Raw genomic sequence first — 20,186 nt, forward strand, 5'->3', positions numbered from 1 at the left:
TCTCCTTAGAAAGTCTGACCGAGCGCGAACTGGAACACTTCGGTATCATCATTTTCCTTGTCATTCAGCGGCATGCCGAAGGATACGGACAAAGGACCGATCGGCGTCAGCCAGCTGATGCCCAGACCCACCGAGTAACGCAGATCGCCCAGGTCCACATCTCCCGAACAGTTGGTCTGGGTGCTGTAACAGTCGGTCGAATAGACGTTACCCGCATCCAGGAATACCAGGCTGCGCCAGGCACTCTTGTCGTCCAGGAATGGCATCGGGAAAATCAGCTCGGCGCTACCGGTCAACATCAGGTTGCCACCAAACGGATCCCCCTCTTCATACGGTTCACGCGGATCGCCCGAGTCCAAAGGACCCAGTGAGTTGTTGGCATAGCCACGTACGGTTTTCAGACCGCCCGCGTAAAAGTGTTTGAAGAACGGGAACTGGTTATCACCCAGACTGTCGCCGTATCCGGCACGACCACGCAGGCTGAAGACCCAGGTCTCGTCGTCATTGAGCGGTCGATACCACTTGTTGTTGTACTGCGCACGAACGTAGGACAGGTCACTGCCGGGGATCGCCATTTCGATGCTGGCACCCTGAGCATAGCCGCGCGTCGGGAAGAAACCACGGTTCAAACGGTTGTCGCTCCAGCCTGCCGTCAGCTTCCAGTTCACGAAGCTGTCGCCCTCTTCCGAGATGAACTCGGTCACTTCTCGGGCCGTGCCCTCAAAGGTGTTAAGCTTGATGAATTCAAGGTCACCGCTGAAGCTCAGGCGCTGGTAATCATCGATCGGATAGCCAAAGGTTACACCGGCACCCGCCTCATCCGCCGTATAGGAACTGATGTCGTCCTTTTCGTAGTCTCGTTCACGGTAGTACACGTTGAAACCGCGGCTCACACCGTCAACCGTGAAGTAGGGGTCAAGGTAGTTGAAGCTGTATTCAGTACGGGTCGAGCTGTTGGAAATATTGAAGCCGACTTTTTTGCCGCTGCCCAGGAAGTTGTCCTGCTGCACCCCCAGGTCCAGGATCAGGCCGTCGTTCTGCGAGAAACCGACACTGGCCGAAAACTGTCCCGACTGCTGTTCTTCAATGGAGTATTCCAGATCAACCTGGTCGTCGGTACCCGGCACCGGGCGCGTTTCGACATTGACCGATTTGAAGTAGCCGGTCTTATCCAGACGAACCTTCGAACGCTCAATATCCCGACTGGAAGCAACGCCGGCCTCCATCTGTTCCAGCTCTCGGCGGATCACTTCATCGCCGGTACGCGTATTACCCTTGATGTTGATCCGACGTACATAGGTACGCTTGCCCGGCTCCACAAAGTACTTGATCGAGACCGTATTGTCGTTGTGCGGCTCGGGCACGGGGCTCACGTTGGCAAACATGTATCCCTCATCACCCAGCAGTCGAACCAGTTTTTCCTGACTCTGAGTCATATCCTTGCGCGAGAACACCGCACCGGGCTCCAGGGTCAACGCCTGCTGCATCACATCGGCAGGCACGACCATTTCACCGGCCACACTGACATCACGCACGGAGTACTGTTCACCTTCGGTAATGCCGACCGTGATATATACGTGCTGCTTGTCCGGGGTAATGGAAACCTGCGCCGAATCGATATTGAAGTTGATATAACCGCGGTCCAGATACAAAGAGCGCAAACGCTCCAGGTCACCGGTCATCTTCTCACGCGCATAGCGGTCGCTTTTGGTGTAGAACGACCAGAAGTTCGGCAATTGCAGTGCGAACAGATCCTTGATCTCTTCATCGCTGAACACGGTATTGCCGATAATATTGATATGCTGAATGATGGCCACCTGGCCTTCATTGATATGGATATTCAGCTGCACGCGGTTGCCGGACAACGGCTCCACTTCCGTGCGAATATCTGCACCGTAACGCCCCTGGGCAGTATAGACACGCAGCAGATCCAGACTGATCTGGTCCAGCGCAGAACGTCGGAAGACATCCCCCTCCTGCAGGCCGGACTGTTTCAGACCGTTGAGCAGGTCTTCTTCCTTGATCACATCATTACCTTCGATGTTAATCAGGGCAACCGATGGACGTTCCTGCAGTTTCAGCACCAGCACATCGTCGTCACGTTCGGCCTGCACATCGGCGAAATAGCCGGACTTGAACAGTTCTCGCACGGCATCGGACAGCTGATTTCGGGTCAGCGCATCGCCCGCGGCAACCGGGAAGTTGCGAAATACGATGCCGGGTTCAACCCGTTGCAATCCCTCCAGACGAATATCATTGACTTCAAACGGAAGCGCGGCAGCTTTCGCCTGCGCCATCCATAGCATCGATACAAAAAACAGACCCAGCTTGCGTTTCATGCAGTAATTCTTACGTTTATATGGCTGACTGATAGGAAAACTGGCTCAGATCAAAAGAGCCGGGCGATGTCATTGATGATTGCCAATGCCATCAGACTGAACAGCAAGGCCATCCCAATCCTGAGACCCAGCATCTGCACCTGCTCACTCACCGGGCGCCCGCGCACCAGCTCGACCACGTAATACAGCAGATGTCCTCCATCCAGCATCGGTATCGGCAGCAGGTTAAGCACGCCCAGACTGATACTGAGATAGGCCAGAAAACTGATAAATGATTCCAGCCCCGAGGCGGCTGAAGTCCCCGCCACTTTAGCAATGGTTATCGGGCCACTCAAGTTTTTTACCGAGATCACACCGGCAATCATCTTGCCGATCGAATCCAGAGTCAGGCCGATCATCTGGCCCGTCTTGTGGAAACCGTTGCTCAACGCCTCAACCGGACCATAGCTCAATGTGCGCTGCATGGCGGCCGGAATCTCGACCTCGGCCACACCGGCACCGACATAGCCCTGAACCTGGCCGCCATCCAACGTGCGCCTGGCCGGAGTCAGCGTCAAAGTGACCTGCTCACCGCCGCGCTCCACCGTCAATTGCAGCGTTTGCTCCGGCGACTTCCGAATCAGGCTGACCAGGTGTAGCCAGTCCTCGATCGGCTCGCCGTTGGCAGCCACCACCCGGTCACCGACTTGCAGACCATCCCGCGCCGCCGCGCCATCCGGCAACAGCTGTCCGATCACTGCCGGAAAATCCGGTCGCCAAGGCTCCAGCCCCAACGCTGCCAGTGGCGACTGACGCTCCAGGTCCACCTGCCATTCGTTGATTGCCACCTGGTAGCTGTGAGCATATCCGCGCCGGGCTTCGCCCATCAGCAACTCGATATTACCCGTTTCGCCAACACGCGCCGCCAGGCGCAAATTCACTTCGCTCCACGAACGGACTTTATGACCATCCACTTCCAGAATTTCATAGCCCGATTCAACACCGGCCTGCGCGGCAGGTGAATTCTGTGTAATACCTCCGACAACAGGCACGACCACACTGATCCCTGACATGAACAGGAACCAGTAAGCCACCACGGCAAACACCAGATTGACAATCGGGCCTGCCGCCACAATCGCGATCCGCTGCAGCACGGGCTTGTTGTTGAACGCCTGGTCGCGCAGCGATTCAGGCACATCGCCCTCGCGCTCATCCAGCATCCGCACATAACCGCCAAGCGGAATGGCGGCTACGGCATATTCGGTGCCATCAGCGGCGGTTCGCATCCACAACGGCTTGCCAAAACCGACGGAGAAACGCAGAACCTTGACGCCACAACGGCGCGCCACCCAATAATGTCCCCATTCATGGATGGTAACCAGCACGCCAAGCGCCACCAGCGTGGCCAACAGAGTCTGCAGCAGCTCCATGAGTTCAATCAGGCTCCTTGAAGGAAATAAAGTCCGGCCAGAAATACGGGGGCCGCTGCCGTCAGGCTATCGATTCTATCCAGCACACCGCCATGTCCCGGCAATAGCTTGCCACTGTCCTTGATGCCCCGCTCACGCTTGAACAGGCTCTCCAGCAGGTCACCCAGCACCGACACCAGCCCGGTCAATATCGACAGCAAAACCAAGTAGACCGATGCCATCGGCGCGAGTTCCAGTCCAATGGAGAAACCGATGCCAATCAATACACAGGCCGCCAGCCCGCCCAGCAGCCCCTCACGGGTTTTGCCAGGACTGACAGCGGGCATCAGCTTGTTGCGCCCAAACAGCTTGCCTGCGGCATAGGCACCAATATCAGCACCCCAAACCAGCATCAACAACATTAATAGTAGAGCAAAACCCTGCTCCTGCATGCGCAGGTTCGTCAGCGCATACCAGGACGGCACCAGCACCAGCGCCCCCATCAACAGGCCGAGCCGACTGCGACACCAGCTCGCCGACTGCGGATACCCGCGCACCAAAAGCAGCGCCAACGGCCAGAACACCAGTGCCGCGCCCAGCACCCAGGGCTGCAGCAGAGACAGCTGACTGACCAGCACCATCAGGGCCGCCAGCACCAATACATATACGGCACGCACAGCGGGGCGCAAACGGCACAGATTGCCCCACTCCCAGCCCCCATACAGAAAAACTGCCGCCACAACCCATTCAAACGGGCCCTGAGGCAGCAGAAACAACGCCGCCAGCGCCAAGGGCGCCAACAGCAAAGCGGTTATCACACGCTGTTTTAACATCGCGGATCGGCCTCCAACTGCTCGCTGGTACGTCCGAATCGGCGCTCCCGAGTCAAAAACGATTGCAACGCGTTCAGCAGTTCGTTTTTGTCAAAATCAGGCCAAAAGCGGTCACTGAAATAGAATTCGGTATAGGCAAATTGCCAGATCAGAAAATTGCTGATCCGCTGCTCCCCGCCCGTACGGATACACAGATCCGGTGGCGGCAACTCAGCCAGCGAGATATGTTCGTTAAACAGTTCTTCGGTGATATCGGCCGGATCCAGATCACCTTCGGCACATTGCTGTGCCAGTCGACGCGCCACTTGCACGACATCCCAGCGGCCACCGTAATTGGCAGCAATATTCAGCGCCAGCCCGGTATTCTCGGCCGTACGCGCCTCGGCCTCACGAATCCGCAACTGAAGCTCCGGACTGAAACGGCTCAAGTCGCCAATAATACGCAGACGAATGTTATGCCGGGCCAGCTTGCGCACTTCGTTCTCAAGCGCGCGCAGAAACAGCTGCATCAGCCCCTTCACTTCCAGCGCCGGCCGCTTCCAGTTTTCACTGCTGAACGCAAACAGGGTGAGGGCTTCAACCCCTTGCTCCACACATCCTTCAATCACCGCCCGCACGCTATCAACGCCCGCCTTGTGTCCGGCCAGCCCCGGCAGGTGCCGTTCTTTGGCCCAGCGGTTGTTGCCATCCATAATGATTGCGATGTGGCGCGGCAGGCTCCGCCCCGGAGGAATAGTCAGTTGGTGATCAGAAGTCATGCAGATCCGTTGCGGGACCGAAGTCCCGCTTGCCAGTTTAGATTTCCATCAGGTCCGATTCTTTCTGAGCGAGCAGCTTGTCCACCTCGGCAACAAACTTGTCGGTCAGTTTCTGTACCTGATCTTCACCGCGACGGCTGTCGTCTTCAGTGATTTCCTTTTCTTTCAACAGATCCTTAAGATCGCCGTTGGCATCCCGACGAATATTACGGATCGCCACGCGCGCACCTTCCGCTTCGTTGCGTGCCTGACGGATGTACCCCTTACGGGTCTCTTCGGTCAACGGTGGCATGGGAACGCGGATGATGTCACCATTGGTGCTCGGGTTCAGGCCCAGGTCCGATTTCATGATCGCCTTCTCGATATCGCCCACCACCTTTTTCTCCCAAGGGATGATGGTCAGTGTGCGCGCATCTTCAACCGAAATGTTGGCAACCTGCTGGATAGGCACATCGGAGCCGTAATAGGAAACCGAAACCGCATCCAGAATGCTCGGATGCGCTCGCCCGGTACGGATCTTCTTAAAGTTCTCCACCAGGGCATCAGCACTTTTCTGCATGCGGCTGCCCGCATCGCTCACAATTTCATTAATCATCGTGTTCTCCAGCTGTTGAACCGCTATCAATCAGAGTTCCTTCGTCACCACCGACCACCAGGTTCACCAGGGCACCATGCTTGTTCATATTGAACACGCGCACCGGCATATTGTGATCCCGGGTCAGGCAGATCGCCGTCATATCCATCACGCCCAACTGCTTGTCCAGTACTTCATCAAAACTCAGGCGCGTGTAGCGGGTCGCGGTCGGGTCCTTGACCGGGTCAGCGGTATAAACCCCGTCCACTTTGGTCGCTTTCAGCACCACATCCGCCTCGATCTCGATACCGCGCAGACAGGCGGCCGAATCGGTGGTAAAGAAAGGATTGCCGGTACCGGCAGCAAAAATAACCACATCGCCCTGGTTCAGATAACGCATGGCGTTGCGGCGGTCATACTGGTCTACCACACCGCTCATCGGGATCGCCGACATGACGCGGGTAGCGATATTACAACGTTCCAGGGCATCACGCATGGCCAGGGCGTTCATTACCGTTGCCAACATGCCCATATGGTCACCGGTCACCCGGTCCAGGCCGGCTGCACTCAGCGCCGCACCACGGAACAGATTGCCACCACCGATCACCATTCCAACCTGAACACCGATCCCTACCAGCTGCCCGATCTCGAGCGCCATACGATTCAAAACCTTGGGATCAATCCCGAAGTTTTCATCTCCCATCAGAGCTTCACCGCTCAGTTTCAGCAGGAGCCGCTTGTATCTGGACTGTTTTTCAGGGGCTGGCATGATTTGTCTCCGCGCAGACGAAATGGCAAAAAGTGTAGCAGGAAAGCAGGCGACTGGGCATGGAATGATGCCCAGTCGAGGGGTAGTTGCCGGATCAGCCTTTCAGCTGTTCAGCAACTTCAGCAGCGAAGTCTTTATGCTCGACTTCGATACCTTCACCAACAGCAACACGGACGAAAGAAACCACTTCCGCACCCGCTGCCTTGGTCATCTGTCCAACGGTCTGCTCAGGGTTCTTGACGAACGCCTGCTCGACCAGGCTGTTTTCAGCCAGGAATTTCTTGATACGGCCGCCAGCCATTTTCTCTTTGATTTCCTGCGGCTTGCCGTCCATGTCAGGCTGCGCCATGATGACTTCTTTTTCACGCTGCAGCTCTTCTTCCGGCATGTCTTCCGGACGCGCAACACGCGGGTTAACCGCAGTCACGTGCATGGCAACATCACGTGCCACTTCAGGTTCACCAGCGTTCAGCGCGACGATGGCAGCCAGACGGTTGGTGCTGTGCACGTAGGCATCAACATTGGTGCCTTCAACCAGCATCAGACGACGAACGGTGATGTTTTCACCGATTTTCTGTACCAGCGCTTCACGAGCCGCTTCCAGATCGCCAGCCATCAGTGCGGCAACGTCGGTCTGCTTGTCAGCGAATGCTTTTTCCAGCACGGTGTTAACAAAGCCAAGGAAGTTATCATCACGAGCCACGAAGTCGGTCTCGGAGTTTACTTCCACAGCCAGGGCATAGCTGTTGTCGTCAGCGACTTTGACAGCCACCACACCGTCAGCAGCGGTACGGCCGGCTTTTTTGGCAGCCTTCATACCGGAAGACTTGCGCAGATCGTCGATCGCTTTCTCGATGTCACCTTCGGCTTCAACCAGTGCTTTTTTGCACTCCATCATGCCCAGGCCGGTACGCTCACGCAGTTCTTTTACCATCGCTGCAGAGATATTCGCCATGTCGCTTTCCTCTCTATTAATGCTCTAATTCAAATTCAAAAAAGGGGAGCCAGGCCCCCCTTTCAAAATCCGGTCAAGACTATCGGATCAAGTTGTCAGCCCGATTACTGAGCGGCTTCTTCAGCGTCAACTTCAACGAACTCGCCCTTGTCGCCAGCGTTGGCAGCAGCGCCTTCCACGCAAGCATCCGCAACGGATTTCACGTAGATCTGAATAGCGCGCAGAGCATCGTCGTTACCCGGGATAACGTGATCGATACCGTCCGGGTTGCTGTTGGTATCAACAACGCCGATAACCGGGATACCCAGCTTGTTGGCTTCGTTGATGGCGATACGCTCATGGTCAACGTCGATAACGAACAGCGCGTCCGGCAGGCCGCCCATGTCCTTGATACCACCGATAGACAGCTCCAGCTTCTCCATTTCACGGGTACGCATCAGAGCTTCTTTCTTGGTCAGCTTTTCAAAAGTACCGTCCTGAGACTGGGCTTCCAGATCGCGCAGACGACGAATAGACTGACGGATGGTCTTGTAGTTGGTCAGCATACCACCCAACCAGCGGTGGTTAACATAAGGCATGCCTGCACGAGAGGCTTCCTCTTTGATCACCTTGGCCGCCGCACGCTTGGTGCCGACGAACATGATCTTGTTCTTGTTGCTGGCCATGTTCTGAACCACATCCAGGGCGTCATTCAGCGCCGGCAGAGTGTGCTCCAGGTTGATGATATGGATCTTGTTACGCGCACCGAAAATGAACTTGGACATTTTCGGGTTCCAGTAACGAGTCTGGTGACCGAAGTGAACACCTGCCTTCAGCAGGTCACGCATTGAAACTTTAGCCATTGTGGTCTTTCCTCTAACGGGTTATAACCTCCACATATCCCATCGCCCAACCGCATAACGGCACCCTGGACGTATGTGACGATACGTGTGTGTTTTCAGTTGATAAAATTCAGAGCCGCAAGAGCGCCTCTTTCGGGAGCGCGATTTATACCATAGTAAAGCCCCTTTTTGAAGCTCGCTTTGGCACCCTTGGTCCGCTTTCGATACAATAAGTGTTCAGTTGACTCTACACGCCCTTTGCGTGCGTCCAACCCATCTGTTCAGACAAACCGAGTACCTATGACTATCAAGATCAAGACCCCCGAAGAAATTGAAAAAATGCGCGTCGCCGGCCGCCTCGCGGCCGAGGTGCTGGAGATGATTGAGCCCTACGTCAAGCCGGGCGTCACCACCAACGAACTGAACCAGATCTGCCACGACTACATCGTCAACGAACAGGGCGCTACGCCGGCACCACTGAACTACCACGGCTTTCCCAAATCGATCTGCACGTCGATCAACCAGGTGGTTTGCCACGGCATTCCCAACGACAAGAAACTGAAAAGCGGCGACATCATTAATATTGATATCACCGTTATCAAGGACGGCTACCACGGCGACACCAGCAAGATGTTCTATGTGGGCGAAGTCGCTCCCCATGCCAAGCGTCTGTGCGAAGTCACCCGCGAGTGCATGTTCAAGGGGATTGAGCAGGTAAAACCAGGCGCGCGCCTGGGCGACATTGGTGAAGTCATCCAGAAACATGCCGAAAGCATGCATTACTCGGTGGTACGCGAGTACTGCGGCCATGGCATCGGTGCCGAATTCCACGAGGATCCCCAGGTACTGCATTACGGCAAGGCCGGCACCGGCGAAGTCCTCGAGGAAGGCATGATTTTCACCATCGAGCCGATGATCAACGCCGGCAAGCGCCAGGTAAAATTGAACAAGCGCGACGGCTGGACCGTTGAAACCGCCGACCGCCGTCTTTCGGCGCAGTGGGAGCATGAAGTTCTCGTCACCGCTGACGGTTACGAGATTCTGACCCTGCGCAAGGAAGAAATGTCCAACTGACTTCGGAAGCGCCTGCATGATACGTACCCCTCAAATGCTCGTCACCATCCCCGATTTTTTTAACCGCCGGGAGGTGGAAGCCGACCTTGCAGCCGGCAAACAGCCGGTCGTGAAGGTACTCAAGCAGGCGCTCAAGGACACCCAGGCCCGCATGGATGCAGCCTTTCGCCAGGGCGAGGATATTCGTCGTCTGATCTACGGACGCGCCTGGATGATGGACCAGATTCTGGAACTGGCCTGGCTGCAGTTTCCCTGGCCTCCTGCCCTGCAGGCATCTCTGGTCGCCGTTGGCGGCTACGGCCGCGGCGAACTGCACCCCTTTTCCGATGTGGATATCCTGCTGCTGTTCGACAAGGTTGATCCGGCCGACTGGCAAAACAGCATCAGCGGCTTTCTGACGCTGCTGTGGGATATCCGTCTCGATCTGGGCTCCAGTGTCCGGACTATCAGTCAATGCTACGATGAAGCCCGTAACGACATCACCATCGCCACCAACCTGATCGAGTCGCGCACCATTCACGGCAGCCCCGACCTGCAACAGGAGATGTACGATCGCGTCACCTCGGAAGGTGCCTGGACCGACAAGGAATTTTTCAAGGCCAAGCTCATCGAGCAGAAAGAGCGCCACGAAAAAACCAACAATACCGAATACAACCTGGAACCCAACCTGAAGACCTCTCCCGGCGGATTACGGGACATTCAAACCATCGGCTGGGTCGCCAAGCGCCATTTCGGTACCACCTACATCCGCGATCTGGTCGCCCACCATTTCGTCACCGAATCGGAACTGGATACTCTGAACAAGGGTGAGCTCTACCTGTGGACAGTCCGCTACGCCCTGCACATGTTGTGCAAGCGCCGCGAGGATCGTTTGTTGTTTGATCACCAACGTACCCTGGCTGACTACTTCGGCTACGAAGATCAGGAAGGCGCGCTGGCCGTCGAGCAATTCATGAGCAAGTACTACCGAATTGCCATGGCCATGTCCGAGTTCAACGATATGTTGCTGCAGCATTTCGACGAAGCGATCCTGCGCGTAGACGACGAACAGAGCATACGACCGCTCAACAACCGCTTCCAGGTCAGGAACGACTACCTGGAAACCGTCTACGACAAGGTGTTTGAGCACCACCCGTTCGCACTCATGGAACTCTTTGTACTGATGGCCCAGCATCCCGCCATCAAGGGTGTTCGCGCCTCCACCATCCGCCTGGTCCGCAATCATCGCCACCTGATCGATGATGACTTTCGCCATGATATTCGCAACACTTCCCTGTTCATGGAGCTGCTGCGTACGCCCGAAGGTGTTTCGACCGAGCTCAAACGAATGAATCGCTACGGTATTCTCGGCCGCTACCTGCCCGAGTTCGGCAGAATCGTGGGACAGATGCAACACGACCTGTTCCACATCTACACTGTCGATGCCCATACCCTGAAGGTCATTCAGAAAATGCGGCAGTTCCGCCATCCGGAGTACCGTGAGCAGTTTTCCATCGCGCACCGCATCGTCAACCAGCTGCCCAAAATCGAGCTGCTGTACATCGCCGGGCTCTACCACGATATCGCCAAGGGACGCGGCGGCGACCACTCCGAACTGGGGGCGGACGATGTCGTGGATTTCTGCCGTCGTCACCACTTGGGCAAGTGGGATACCCACCTGGTCGCCTGGCTGGTACGCAGCCATTTGAAAATGTCGATGACAGCCCAGCGCCGTGACATTTCCGACCCGGAAGTTATCCACAGCTTTGCGATGGAAGTCCGCGACCTGGTACACCTGGACTATCTGTATGTCCTGACCGTAGCTGACATCAATGCCACCAACAACACGCTCTGGAACAACTGGCGCGCCACCCTATTGCGCCACCTGTACATGGAAACCAAGCGCGCACTGCGGCGCGGCCTGGAAAACCCGATTAACAAGGAAGACCGGATCGAGCAGGTACAGCATGAAGCGATGCTGCTGCTGGCCCGCAAGGGCATCCGCGAACAGGCGGTACTGGACCATTGGTCACTGCTCGGCGATGACTATTTCCTGCGCGAGGACGCCCACAATATTGCCTGGCATACCTGGGCGATCCTGGAACATGGCGACAGCCCGCTGCCGCTGATCCTGATCCGCAAGACCTCCTACCGGGTATTCGAAGGGGCTACCGAAATTTTCATCTACAGTGAAGACCTGCCCACGCTGTTCCCGGCAACCGTTGCTGCCATGGATCAGCTCAACCTGAACATTCAGGATGCCCGCATCATTCTCACGGACCATGGCCGCTCGCTGAACACCTACACCGTATTGGCCGAAGACAACCAGCCGCTGTCCGAAAACCCCGAGTATCTGGCGCATATTCAACAGCACCTGCTCGAGGAATTGGATGACCCTGAAGACTATCCCGAAATCATTCAGCGCCGCGTGCCACGCCAGTTGAAACTCTTTACCACCCCCACGCGACTGACGCTGAGCAACGATCCGGCTTCGCAGCAGACCATCCTGGAGGTGATTACCCCCGACCGGCCGGGGCTGCTGGCACGGATCGGCCGCATTTTTGTCGAATATGACATTTCAGTGCGCAAAGCCAAGATATCCAGCATCGGCGAGCGGGTGGAAGACTTTTTTTTCATTACCGACAGCCAGAACCAGCCCATCAGTGACCCCGAGCTTTGCCGCCACCTGCAGCAGGCCATTTGTGACCAGCTGGACAGGCATATGCATTGATGCTGTCGCCAAGAGAAAACAACACGGTCGCCATTTTTTGCTAAAGTAGCACTGCTGATCTGCCGATACAGGATCACAATGCCGTTCGGATACGGCCACCTCAGACGTCGACAAGGATTTTTGGGCTTATGAACACCCTTTTTAAGCTATCCGCCACAGCAGGCCTGGCACTGACTCTTGCGGGCTGCGCCCATTATTCGCCCTACTGTGACCCCTGCCTGGCGCATACCTACGAGGCCCGGCCGGTTCCGCCGCCCGTAACAGTGCAGCAGACACGTGTTGTCACCCAGGTCGTGCCGGCTGCAGATGACATCATGGTCATCAATGTTACCGGTTATGGCGCACCCAAGAATACCTTTGAAAATCTGGCCCAACGCCGCCTTATGGCGCTGCGCGCCTCTGAGGTCGACGCCTACCGCAAGCTGGCTGAGCAGGTATCGGGCCTGCACGTCGTGGGCGATACCCGCGTCAACGACTACATCGCGGATCGCGACCGTCTGCGCACCTACCTCAACAGCTTTGTTCAGGGTGCCGCCATTACCGCACAGGAGTTTGAAGAGGACGGCATGGCCGTTACCACCATGTCGCTGAAGATCAGCCGCAGCCAGATGCGACAGCAACTGGAACAGGCTCGCCGCTGGCATGCTGCCGGTGGTCATCTGCCGCCTGGCGGTGCCTATCACGATCATACCTTCGCCCCTCGTTACTGAGCGACACGCAGCTCGTTATCGCCACAAGGAGCCTGTATGCGGGCGTTACCATTTCAGGTCGGAGTGTTATCCGTGCTGCTGGCGTTGCCGACCACGCCAGCGCTGGCGATACCCACCGACAACACCTATACCGTGCGACCCGGTGACACCCTGTCATCCATCGCCGCACACACACTGGGAGATGGCCAACGCTGGCGCGAGATCTGGTCACTGAACCCGAATATCCGCACACCGCAGCAACTGCACGTAGGCGTGCAGCTAAAACTGCCCTCCGTTCAGCCCACCCTCCAGCAGCCGTCTGTCGCGCTCTCGTCCCCGTCACGGCCGCAACAGACCGGCGCAGCTCTGCTCATGGCACAGGACCTGCAACGCAGTGGTCACCTTGATCGCATCCGTACCGACTATCGTTTGCTGGACACTCGGGCGCCCTCCGCACGGCAACGCATCCAGGCCGTTCATCCAGGTCCCGACGCCCTGTATCTTGAACTGCCGCCCCTGTCACCCGCCATCGGGGCGCTTTATGGTCTGTTCAAACCGACTCAGGGCGGGACCGGCAAGGATTCCCTCAAACTGATGCGAGTGGGCACCGCCACCAGCGTACCGCCCCTGTCGGGCCATTCTCGCCTGAGAGTCATCGACCACCAACCGCTGTCACTGCAAGGACTGTATGTCCTGCCGCTGAACAAGCAGCCGGCACTGGACATTCAGTACCCGCCTGCCCCGGTCAACGCCCGTATTCTCAGCGCTCTCTATGAGCAAGCCGGCGGTTATCTGCTGTTGCTGGATCAAGGGCAACAGGCGGGCATCAGACCCGGCCACCTGCTCAGTTACCATAAACCGACAGCCGTACAGACCGCTCCCGCAAGCACAACACAGACGGGAGGATGGATCTTAATACTCGACAGTGGCCGCGAAACCAGCCTGGCGCTGGTCCTTCAGGCCCGTCAGGTTCCAGCCGTAAACGACCTGGTACGCTGACCAGCTTCAGGGCGCTGCTCTGACTACTCGGGGCTTCCCCCCTGCAAAACGGGCACACCACAGGGTTCTCTGCAGGCGGGGGCCACCCGTCAAACGCAACTGCCCGGTTTCGCCCTCAAAGTACCCGGGCGTCCCCGCGCTCATGGTCGGCAAGGCCCGATAGACCGACCCGGCATCCAGCCCCAGCGCAAAGAAACGGCTGGACGGCATCTGTCCCGATGATTGCCGCAGACGCCAGGGCATATCGCAAAACACTACACCATCCAGATCCCGATCACTCACCGGGTCGATCCTGCCCGAGAACAGATAGGACCCTGCATAAACCGGCCAGCCGGATGCCCCCTGATAATCCAGTATCGGCTTGACCTGCCGGGCTTCCTCGGGTCGGGCTATCAGCAGCACCGCGTCGATATCCTGCCTCAGCAGCGGCTCATGCTGCCCCGGCTCTTCCGCTCGCTGCCGACTGGCAGCTGCACTCAAGACTCGGCCCAGCTGCTCACGCAACCGAGCAGGCGCCGCGCTGTAACGCATCCGGGCCTGAATCACGAGCCCCCGCTCTCGGCCAAGCCGCTCAAGTTCCTGCAGCAGCGGCTCAACCCAACGCTCCTGCTCCGGTGCCAACAGCAGCACTCGACGGTGTCCGTCCTGCCAGACACGGTCGAGCAACTGGCGCAGCTCCTGATCGGACGCCAGGTCCAGCTGATAGCCATTAAACGCGCCCTGTCCCACCCGGTTCAGCGCCAGAATCGGCAGACGATACGCCAGCATCAACTGCCGGCTCAGGTCAGCGCGCAGAGGACCGACCAGAATATCGGGAGCCTCCTGACCAACCAGAGTATTCAGAAAAGCAGGCAGACTTTCCACCGTTGCGCTGTCGTACACCTGCAGCCGGGGAGTCGCAAACCCGCGCTGCCGATCCTGCTCCAGCGCAGCACGCACGCCTGCCAGCACCTCCTGCCCCTGCTCTGCAAATTCACCCGTCAACGGCAACAGCACGCCCAATCGCCGAGCCTCGACCGGCACGCTGGCCGTTGCCGCGCTTGTCTGCAAATGTGGCAACCAGTGCATGGCCGGATGATGGAACCAGCGTTGCCGCCAGGCTTCCAGCTGCGGTTGCGGCTGTCCCGATGCAACCCGGACATCCCGCGCCAGTTCAAACCAGCCCTGCTCGTAATAATTGTTGCTTTCATGACGGCTCAACGCCACCAGCTTTGCCGTTGGCAACTGCTGCAGACTTTGCCAGGTTCGCTCCAGCGCCTGAACCGACGGCCGCTCTCCCAGGCTGCCAAGCTGCTGCCGCAACAGGGCCACATCCGCTTCAGTAGCAACTACCCACCCTGGCAACAGCAGCAACAGTCCCCACAACAGCTTCTGGAGCACCCTTTTCATTCCCCCGCCACCCATCCTGATCCACAGCCTGTAATATGGTGTTTTTCCCCGCTACAATCCAGAGACCCCTAGCCCGACAGCCCGGATGATCCTGTATGAAACAGTCTGCCTTTGCCCTGCTCCATTATATGTTGCTGATACTGCTTCTGCTGCCCGGCAGGGTCTCCGCTCTGGCCGTCGAAGCCACGGGGCAGGCCCCTTACAATGTCGAAGACCCCGGCCTGTCACGCCAGCAGGCTCTGCAGCGAGCGATGGAACAGGCCTCGATTCAGGCATCCGTCTGGCTCAGCGGCACACGCCAGGCTCACAACGGTGCACTGGAAATTGATACCCTGCGCCTCAACACCCTGGGGCGTGTCAGTAACGTCAGGGTCATCAACGAACAGGTCCGGGACGGCCAGCTCCAGGTCAGCATTATCGCCGACGTGGATATCGCCCAAGGCTGCAAAGACAGCCGCCCCGAAATCGCCTATCGAAAATCCCTGGCCTTGACCCAGTTCCCGCTGGAAAACCCGGCCGATGCCAACAACGGCTATCTGCATGATATTCAGCAGGGCCTGGCCACCCTGCTCGCCTACGAATTGCGCCAAAGCAGCACCTTCTCCGCACTGGATGCCGGCAGCCTGAACATCATCGGTGATCCGACCCAGGCCCCCGTGCGACTGTTGCCCGAAGGCTCTCTGACCAGCCTGATGCACAACAGTGAACAGCACCAGGTACAGTATCTGGTCAGCGGCGTGATTCGCAGCCTGATGCCACACTATCCGACGCAGCCACGAGAACCCAACGTACTGGTCGACCTGTACCGCAAAATGGACTCGACAACAGGCTACCGGCAACGGGATTTTGTCTTGGACCTGTTTATCCACGATGCCTTCACCGGTGCTCTCAAGCACCAGCAGCGCTACCATATGAGCGCCGACTGGGATGCTGACAGTCACGCAAAGGTCGGTTTCGGCACCCCTGAATTCTGGCGTCAACCCTTCGGACAACAGCTACGCGCGGTGATCCGCGCCATCAGCAACGATATTCAACTACAGCTGACCTGTGAACCTTTCACCGCTCGCATTACCCGCACCCAAAACCGGGACGTCTGGATCAGCGCCGGCAGTCTGGACGGTCTCAAGGCCGGTGACCGGTTGAGTGTTTACCGGCGCCTGACCCACTACGACAGCCAGATGCGCCCGGTCCACGAGCTTATCAATACCGAACAAAGCCTGACCATTACTCACACCCAACCGGTTTTTTCACGGGGGCGCCTCGCCGTGGACAGTGAAACGTTGAACATTCAACAGGACGATATTGTAATTGCGCATTAAGCGGCTTAGTCTTGATCCCTTTGATATACGCTACAGGAGCACACATCATGCAGAGCGGACTCTTTACCGAACTGGAAACCAAAATTGAAAGCTTGATCGAAGAGGTCGAACTGCTGCGTCTTGAAGTCAGCGAACTGCGTCAGGCCAAACAGGGGCTCGAAGAGGGACGCTCACAGACCGAACAGGGTCTGCAGCGCCTGCTGGGCAAGTTTGAACGCCTGCAGGAAAGCGAAAATCTTTAACCGCCCATAACGGCCGGAACAAAAACAGGGCACCTGACCAGGTGCCCTGTTTGCGTATTGGCAAGGCGGACAGTTGCCCTCCGCCGACCGCAACCTTAACGCTGAGTGCCGCGAATTTTCACTTCAACGCGACGGTTGGCAGCCCGCCCTGCAGCCGAATCATTCGTGGCTATCGGATAACGCTCACCATAACCGCGCGCATCCAGGCGCAGGCCGTCAACACCGACCGAAGACAGATAACGCGCCACACTATTGGCTCTGCGCTCTGACAATTTCTGGTTGTGTTCGAATGAACCGGTGGAATCCGTAAAGCCCTCTACCGCCACCTGGGTCTGGTCAAACTTGATCAACACCGTTGCAACCGAGTCCAGTACCGAATAAAAGGACGGTGAAACCCGGTCGCTGTCGGTGGCAAAGGTGATGTTGCCCGGCATGATCAGGCGAATGTCTTCACCGACACGCTCCACCCGCACTCCGGAGCCTTCCAGTTCCTGACGCAATACCATCTCCTGGCGATCCATGTAGTATCCGACGCCACCGCCAAGCGCTCCTCCTATGGCAGCACCGGCCAGAGCACCCTCGTTGCGATCGCCCTTATCCGCAACCGCCGCGCCCAGTACGGCGCCGGCCAGCGCACCAAAGCCCGCCCCCTTGGCAGCGTTGGATGTTTTGGACTCCTGTGTATAAGGATCCAGGGTACTACACCCCCCCAGCACCAGGGTCCCCATGACGACTGACAACATAAGTTTTTTCATGTGCTCTCCTGAATTCACCTGCCCAAATTCCGGCACATACCGGAAAATGCAGTCTATGTAACCCGGAGTAGCTGAATCCTGGATGAAAACAGCCACCTATCCGGAGATTAAAAAAGTGTACAGAGCTGGTCAGTTTTGCCCTCAGGCGATAAAATGTGCTGTTATCTTTTTCTGTCACTCGCATCACCATCCCGAGGAGTAACTCTTGTCTCAGCTGCCTGTCATTGTCGGTTTTGGTGGTATCAGCCCCGCTGGTCGTTCCTCTTTTCATCATGGCTATCGTCGGCTGGTACTCGACCAGTTGGACCCTCGCAGTCGACAGGAAACCCTCACCGACCTTGCAACCCTGACGGGTATTGCCGCCCACGAAGACGGCCATTACCGGGTCGGTGAACAGTTTTACCCCGACCGGAATGCCCTGGCTGACGCCGTTGCCCAAGAGGTGCGTGACAACACCCTGATCCGCCGGATCCACCCGGACTGGTTCGATATCAATACGGTCATGTTCAATCGACCGGCCACTGCCAAAAGCGGCGACGAGCCCCTGCGTTTTCGTCTGCGCAACCGCCATCTGCCGCACGTCGTTCCGGATAACTGGACACTGGAAGATATCGGCGGCGGGCAAACAGAAGTGACCGTGGACGGCAGCTGTGAACTGATTTTCCCGGACAGCAAAACCGCACTGGTACAAAGTGCAGGAATGCTACCGACCGGTTTTGAACCTGGCAAGCTGTACCAGTCGCGCAACCACCCCCGTGGTCTGCAGATGGCCGTCTATGCCGCTTCCGATGCCCTGCGCTCGGTCGGCATTGACTATGACAGTATTCTGGACCGTCTGGCGCCCGACCAAATTGCGGTTTTTGCCAGCAATTCGATCGGACAAATGGACGATCTCGGTTTCGGCGGACTGACCAAGTTTCCGGCACTGGGTAAACGTACCACCTCCAAACAGATGCCACTGGGCTACGCCCAGATGCCGGCAGACTTTATCAATGCCTACCTGCTGGGCAATGTAGGTGCCACCGGCGGAGCATTGGGCGCCTGCGCGACCTTCCTGTACAACATGAAAAGCGGTGTCGACGCCATCCGCAGCGGCCAGTGCAAGCTGGTACTGGTTGGCGGCAGTGATGCACCGGTGACGCCGGAAATCATCGAAGGCTTCCGCGCCATGGGAGCCCTGGCCGAAGACAAGCAGCTGGCGGCACTGGACAAGCTGACCGAGCTGGCGGAAGAACACTACCGCCAGGCCTGCCGTCCTTTCGGCAACAACTGCGGCTTTACCATGGGCGAATCCAGCCAGTTTCTGGTACTGATGAGCGACGACCTGGCGCTGGAACTGGGTGCCGACATCCACGGCGCCGTTGCCGATGTTTTCGTACACGCCGACGGTCACAAGAAGTCGATCTCGGCACCGGGTATCGGCAACTACATGACGCTTGGCAAGGCCGCTTCACTGATCAGTAGCCTGCTCGGCGAAGAATCTCTGCGTGAGCGCAGTTTTGTACAGGCTCACGGTACCAGCACACCGCAAAACCGCGTCACCGAATCCCACGTAATCAACGAAACCGCCAAGGCCTTCAACATCCCGGCCTGGCCGGTCAGTGCCGTCAAGGCCTACCTGGGGCACTCTCAGGGCACTGCAGGCGGCGATCAGCTGTTCGCCTCACTGGGCGTATGGAAATACGGCATCATACCGGGCCTGACCACCACTCCTGAAATCGCCGAGGACGTCCATAGCTCCAATCTGAAGCTGCCGCTGGAACACCTCAATGTGGGCTCTCAGGGCATGGACTCCGTGCTGATCAACGCCAAGGGATTTGGCGGCAACAACGCCAGTGCCGCCATTCTGGCACCGCACATCGTGGAACAGATGCTGAGCAAACGTCATGGCGACACCGCGATGAACGCCTGGCGTAAGCGCCGTGAGCAGGTCCGCGAGCAGGCCGAAGCCTACAACCAGTCGGCCATTAACGGCGAGGCACGCCCGGTGTACCGTTACGACTATAATGTACTCACAGGCGAAGACCTGCAGATTTCGGCCGACGAAATCCGCCTGCCGGGCTACGCCCATCCGATTTCGCTGAAAGTCGATAACCCCTACGAAGACTTGTGCTGAAGGCACCGGTCTCTGTACCGGAGGTCCGCACGATGAGAATTATGCCCATCACCGCCCTGCTTCTGCTGCTGGGCGGCTGCGCAAGCCTTGATCAACCACGTTTTTACACGCTGGATCTGGACGGAACACGCCTGTGCCGAGGCAGCAGTGGTCAGTGCCAGAACCTGGAATTGATTGGCCCCTCCTACAACGAGCCCCGCATCGCTCAAGCCTATGGCATACCGGTGACCGCTCGGGGCTGGTCGGTTGAAGAACTGGTCCAGCTGATGCTGTCCCCGCCCGAGCAACTGTATGACGTACAGCAATCAGGCCCGGCAACCTATCACCTGCCCGCCAACCGGGCTACCGACACTGTCTTCCGCTATCTGGAGCTGGAAGAACGGCAACTCTATGGTGGCGGACACAAACGCGATGATTAGGCTGAGCCGCGCGCCCCTGAGACGCCGTTCGATTTTC

18 protein-coding genes are annotated in these 20,186 nt (G+C 57.6%); 8 read left to right on the top strand and 10 right to left on the bottom strand.

Annotated features, from left to right (window positions below; all coding sequences use genetic code 11):
* Positions 1-5 precede the first annotated feature (5 nt).
* The 8 genes from bamA to rpsB all read right to left on the bottom strand — a co-directional run bounded on the left by bamA (position 6) and on the right by rpsB (position 8,458).
* Positions 6-2,339, bottom strand: coding sequence for an outer membrane protein assembly factor BamA (gene bamA, locus H1S06_RS10580; RefSeq protein ID WP_181739945.1), 2,334 nt, complete (start codon positions 2,337-2,339; stop codon positions 6-8).
* A gap of 50 nt (positions 2,340-2,389) precedes the next feature.
* On the bottom strand, positions 2,390-3,748 hold the full coding sequence (gene rseP, locus H1S06_RS10585; protein ID WP_181739948.1) for a sigma E protease regulator RseP: 1,359 nt from the start codon (positions 3,746-3,748) through the stop codon (positions 2,390-2,392).
* Between the two features lie 8 nt (positions 3,749-3,756).
* On the bottom strand, positions 3,757-4,560 hold the full coding sequence (locus tag H1S06_RS10590) for a phosphatidate cytidylyltransferase (protein ID WP_181739950.1): 804 nt from the start codon (positions 4,558-4,560) through the stop codon (positions 3,757-3,759).
* Positions 4,554-5,318: a polyprenyl diphosphate synthase gene (uppS, locus tag H1S06_RS10595; protein ID WP_181739951.1), complete on the bottom strand. Its 765-nt coding sequence runs from the start codon at positions 5,316-5,318 to the stop codon at positions 4,554-4,556. The genes H1S06_RS10590 and uppS overlap by 7 nt, the downstream gene beginning before the upstream one ends.
* 37 nt (positions 5,319-5,355) lie before the next feature.
* On the bottom strand, positions 5,356-5,913 hold the full coding sequence (frr, locus tag H1S06_RS10600; RefSeq protein WP_181739953.1) for a ribosome recycling factor: 558 nt from the start codon (positions 5,911-5,913) through the stop codon (positions 5,356-5,358).
* Positions 5,906-6,661 (bottom strand): UMP kinase, encoded by a 756-nt coding sequence (pyrH, locus tag H1S06_RS10605; protein WP_181739955.1) that lies wholly within the window; start codon positions 6,659-6,661, stop codon positions 5,906-5,908. Before pyrH ends, frr begins: the two co-directional genes overlap by 8 nt.
* 94 nt (positions 6,662-6,755) lie before the next feature.
* Positions 6,756-7,616 (bottom strand): translation elongation factor Ts, encoded by an 861-nt coding sequence (tsf, locus tag H1S06_RS10610; RefSeq protein ID WP_181739957.1) that lies wholly within the window; start codon positions 7,614-7,616, stop codon positions 6,756-6,758.
* A 104-nt stretch (positions 7,617-7,720) separates the two neighbouring features.
* Positions 7,721-8,458 carry a 30S ribosomal protein S2 gene (rpsB, locus tag H1S06_RS10615; RefSeq protein ID WP_181739959.1) on the bottom strand — a complete coding sequence of 246 codons (738 nt, stop codon included), beginning with the start codon at positions 8,456-8,458 and terminating at the stop codon, positions 7,721-7,723.
* Between the two features lie 237 nt (positions 8,459-8,695).
* Here rpsB and map point away from each other — a divergent pair, with 237 nt between their 5' ends.
* The 4 genes from map to H1S06_RS10635 all read left to right on the top strand — a co-directional run bounded on the left by map (position 8,696) and on the right by H1S06_RS10635 (position 13,909).
* Positions 8,696-9,511, top strand: a complete 816-nt coding sequence (gene map / locus H1S06_RS10620) for a type I methionyl aminopeptidase (RefSeq protein WP_255483017.1) — start codon at positions 8,696-8,698, stop codon at positions 9,509-9,511.
* A 16-nt stretch (positions 9,512-9,527) separates the two neighbouring features.
* Positions 9,528-12,221: a [protein-PII] uridylyltransferase gene (locus H1S06_RS10625; protein ID WP_255483018.1), complete on the top strand. Its 2,694-nt coding sequence runs from the start codon at positions 9,528-9,530 to the stop codon at positions 12,219-12,221.
* Between the two features lie 128 nt (positions 12,222-12,349).
* Positions 12,350-12,931 carry an LPP20 family lipoprotein gene (locus H1S06_RS10630; protein WP_181739963.1) on the top strand — a complete coding sequence of 194 codons (582 nt, stop codon included), beginning with the start codon at positions 12,350-12,352 and terminating at the stop codon, positions 12,929-12,931.
* A 36-nt stretch (positions 12,932-12,967) separates the two neighbouring features.
* Positions 12,968-13,909 (top strand): LysM peptidoglycan-binding domain-containing protein, encoded by a 942-nt coding sequence (locus H1S06_RS10635; RefSeq protein WP_181739965.1) that lies wholly within the window; start codon positions 12,968-12,970, stop codon positions 13,907-13,909.
* Positions 13,910-13,915: 6 nt separating this feature from the next.
* Here the strand turns inward: H1S06_RS10635 and H1S06_RS10640 are convergent, their stop codons facing one another.
* Positions 13,916-15,298 carry a penicillin-binding protein activator gene (locus H1S06_RS10640; protein ID WP_181739967.1) on the bottom strand — a complete coding sequence of 461 codons (1,383 nt, stop codon included), beginning with the start codon at positions 15,296-15,298 and terminating at the stop codon, positions 13,916-13,918.
* Positions 15,299-15,393: 95 nt separating this feature from the next.
* On the opposite strand from H1S06_RS10640, the gene H1S06_RS10645 reads away from it, so the two are divergent.
* Positions 15,394-16,617 carry a flagellar assembly protein T N-terminal domain-containing protein gene (locus tag H1S06_RS10645; protein WP_181739969.1) on the top strand — a complete coding sequence of 408 codons (1,224 nt, stop codon included), beginning with the start codon at positions 15,394-15,396 and terminating at the stop codon, positions 16,615-16,617.
* A gap of 47 nt (positions 16,618-16,664) precedes the next feature.
* Positions 16,665-16,859 carry a cell division protein ZapB gene (gene zapB / locus H1S06_RS10650; protein WP_181739971.1) on the top strand — a complete coding sequence of 65 codons (195 nt, stop codon included), beginning with the start codon at positions 16,665-16,667 and terminating at the stop codon, positions 16,857-16,859.
* Positions 16,860-16,954: 95 nt separating this feature from the next.
* Here the strand turns inward: zapB and H1S06_RS10655 are convergent, their stop codons facing one another.
* Positions 16,955-17,614, bottom strand: coding sequence for an OmpA family protein (locus H1S06_RS10655; protein ID WP_181739973.1), 660 nt, complete (start codon positions 17,612-17,614; stop codon positions 16,955-16,957).
* A gap of 205 nt (positions 17,615-17,819) precedes the next feature.
* Between H1S06_RS10655 and H1S06_RS10660 the strand changes: the two genes are divergently transcribed.
* Positions 17,820-19,730 (top strand): beta-ketoacyl synthase, encoded by a 1,911-nt coding sequence (locus H1S06_RS10660; protein ID WP_181739975.1) that lies wholly within the window; start codon positions 17,820-17,822, stop codon positions 19,728-19,730.
* Between the two features lie 32 nt (positions 19,731-19,762).
* Complete coding sequence (locus H1S06_RS10665) at positions 19,763-20,149, top strand: hypothetical protein (RefSeq protein ID WP_181739976.1); 387 nt, start codon at positions 19,763-19,765, stop codon at positions 20,147-20,149.
* Positions 20,150-20,186 lie beyond the last annotated feature (37 nt).

Source organism: Marinobacterium marinum (assembly GCF_013868415.1).
Lineage (GTDB): Bacteria > Pseudomonadota > Gammaproteobacteria > Pseudomonadales > Balneatricaceae > Marinobacterium > Marinobacterium marinum.

Bases quoted from the DNA above. Each gene is read 5' to 3' on its own strand.
- rpsB (WP_181739959.1), bottom strand. From the start codon at position 8,458: ATGGCTAAAGTTTCAATGCGTGACCTGCTGAAGGCAGGTGTTCACTTC.
- H1S06_RS10630 (WP_181739963.1), top strand. From the start codon at position 12,350: ATGAACACCCTTTTTAAGCTATCCGCCACAGCAGGCCTGGCACTGACT.
- zapB (WP_181739971.1), top strand. From the start codon at position 16,665: ATGCAGAGCGGACTCTTTACCGAACTGGAAACCAAAATTGAAAGCTTG.
- tsf (WP_181739957.1), bottom strand. From the start codon at position 7,616: ATGGCGAATATCTCTGCAGCGATGGTAAAAGAACTGCGTGAGCGTACC.
- pyrH (WP_181739955.1), bottom strand. From the start codon at position 6,661: ATGCCAGCCCCTGAAAAACAGTCCAGATACAAGCGGCTCCTGCTGAAA.
- H1S06_RS10665 (WP_181739976.1), top strand. From the start codon at position 19,763: ATGAGAATTATGCCCATCACCGCCCTGCTTCTGCTGCTGGGCGGCTGC.
- H1S06_RS10655 (WP_181739973.1), bottom strand. From the start codon at position 17,614: ATGAAAAAACTTATGTTGTCAGTCGTCATGGGGACCCTGGTGCTGGGG.
- H1S06_RS10635 (WP_181739965.1), top strand. From the start codon at position 12,968: ATGCGGGCGTTACCATTTCAGGTCGGAGTGTTATCCGTGCTGCTGGCG.
- H1S06_RS10640 (WP_181739967.1), bottom strand. From the start codon at position 15,298: ATGAAAAGGGTGCTCCAGAAGCTGTTGTGGGGACTGTTGCTGCTGTTG.
- frr (WP_181739953.1), bottom strand. From the start codon at position 5,913: ATGATTAATGAAATTGTGAGCGATGCGGGCAGCCGCATGCAGAAAAGT.
- H1S06_RS10645 (WP_181739969.1), top strand. From the start codon at position 15,394: ATGAAACAGTCTGCCTTTGCCCTGCTCCATTATATGTTGCTGATACTG.
- H1S06_RS10625 (WP_255483018.1), top strand. From the start codon at position 9,528: ATGATACGTACCCCTCAAATGCTCGTCACCATCCCCGATTTTTTTAAC.
- bamA (WP_181739945.1), bottom strand. From the start codon at position 2,339: ATGAAACGCAAGCTGGGTCTGTTTTTTGTATCGATGCTATGGATGGCG.
- rseP (WP_181739948.1), bottom strand. From the start codon at position 3,748: ATGGAGCTGCTGCAGACTCTGTTGGCCACGCTGGTGGCGCTTGGCGTG.
- uppS (WP_181739951.1), bottom strand. From the start codon at position 5,318: ATGACTTCTGATCACCAACTGACTATTCCTCCGGGGCGGAGCCTGCCG.
- H1S06_RS10590 (WP_181739950.1), bottom strand. From the start codon at position 4,560: ATGTTAAAACAGCGTGTGATAACCGCTTTGCTGTTGGCGCCCTTGGCG.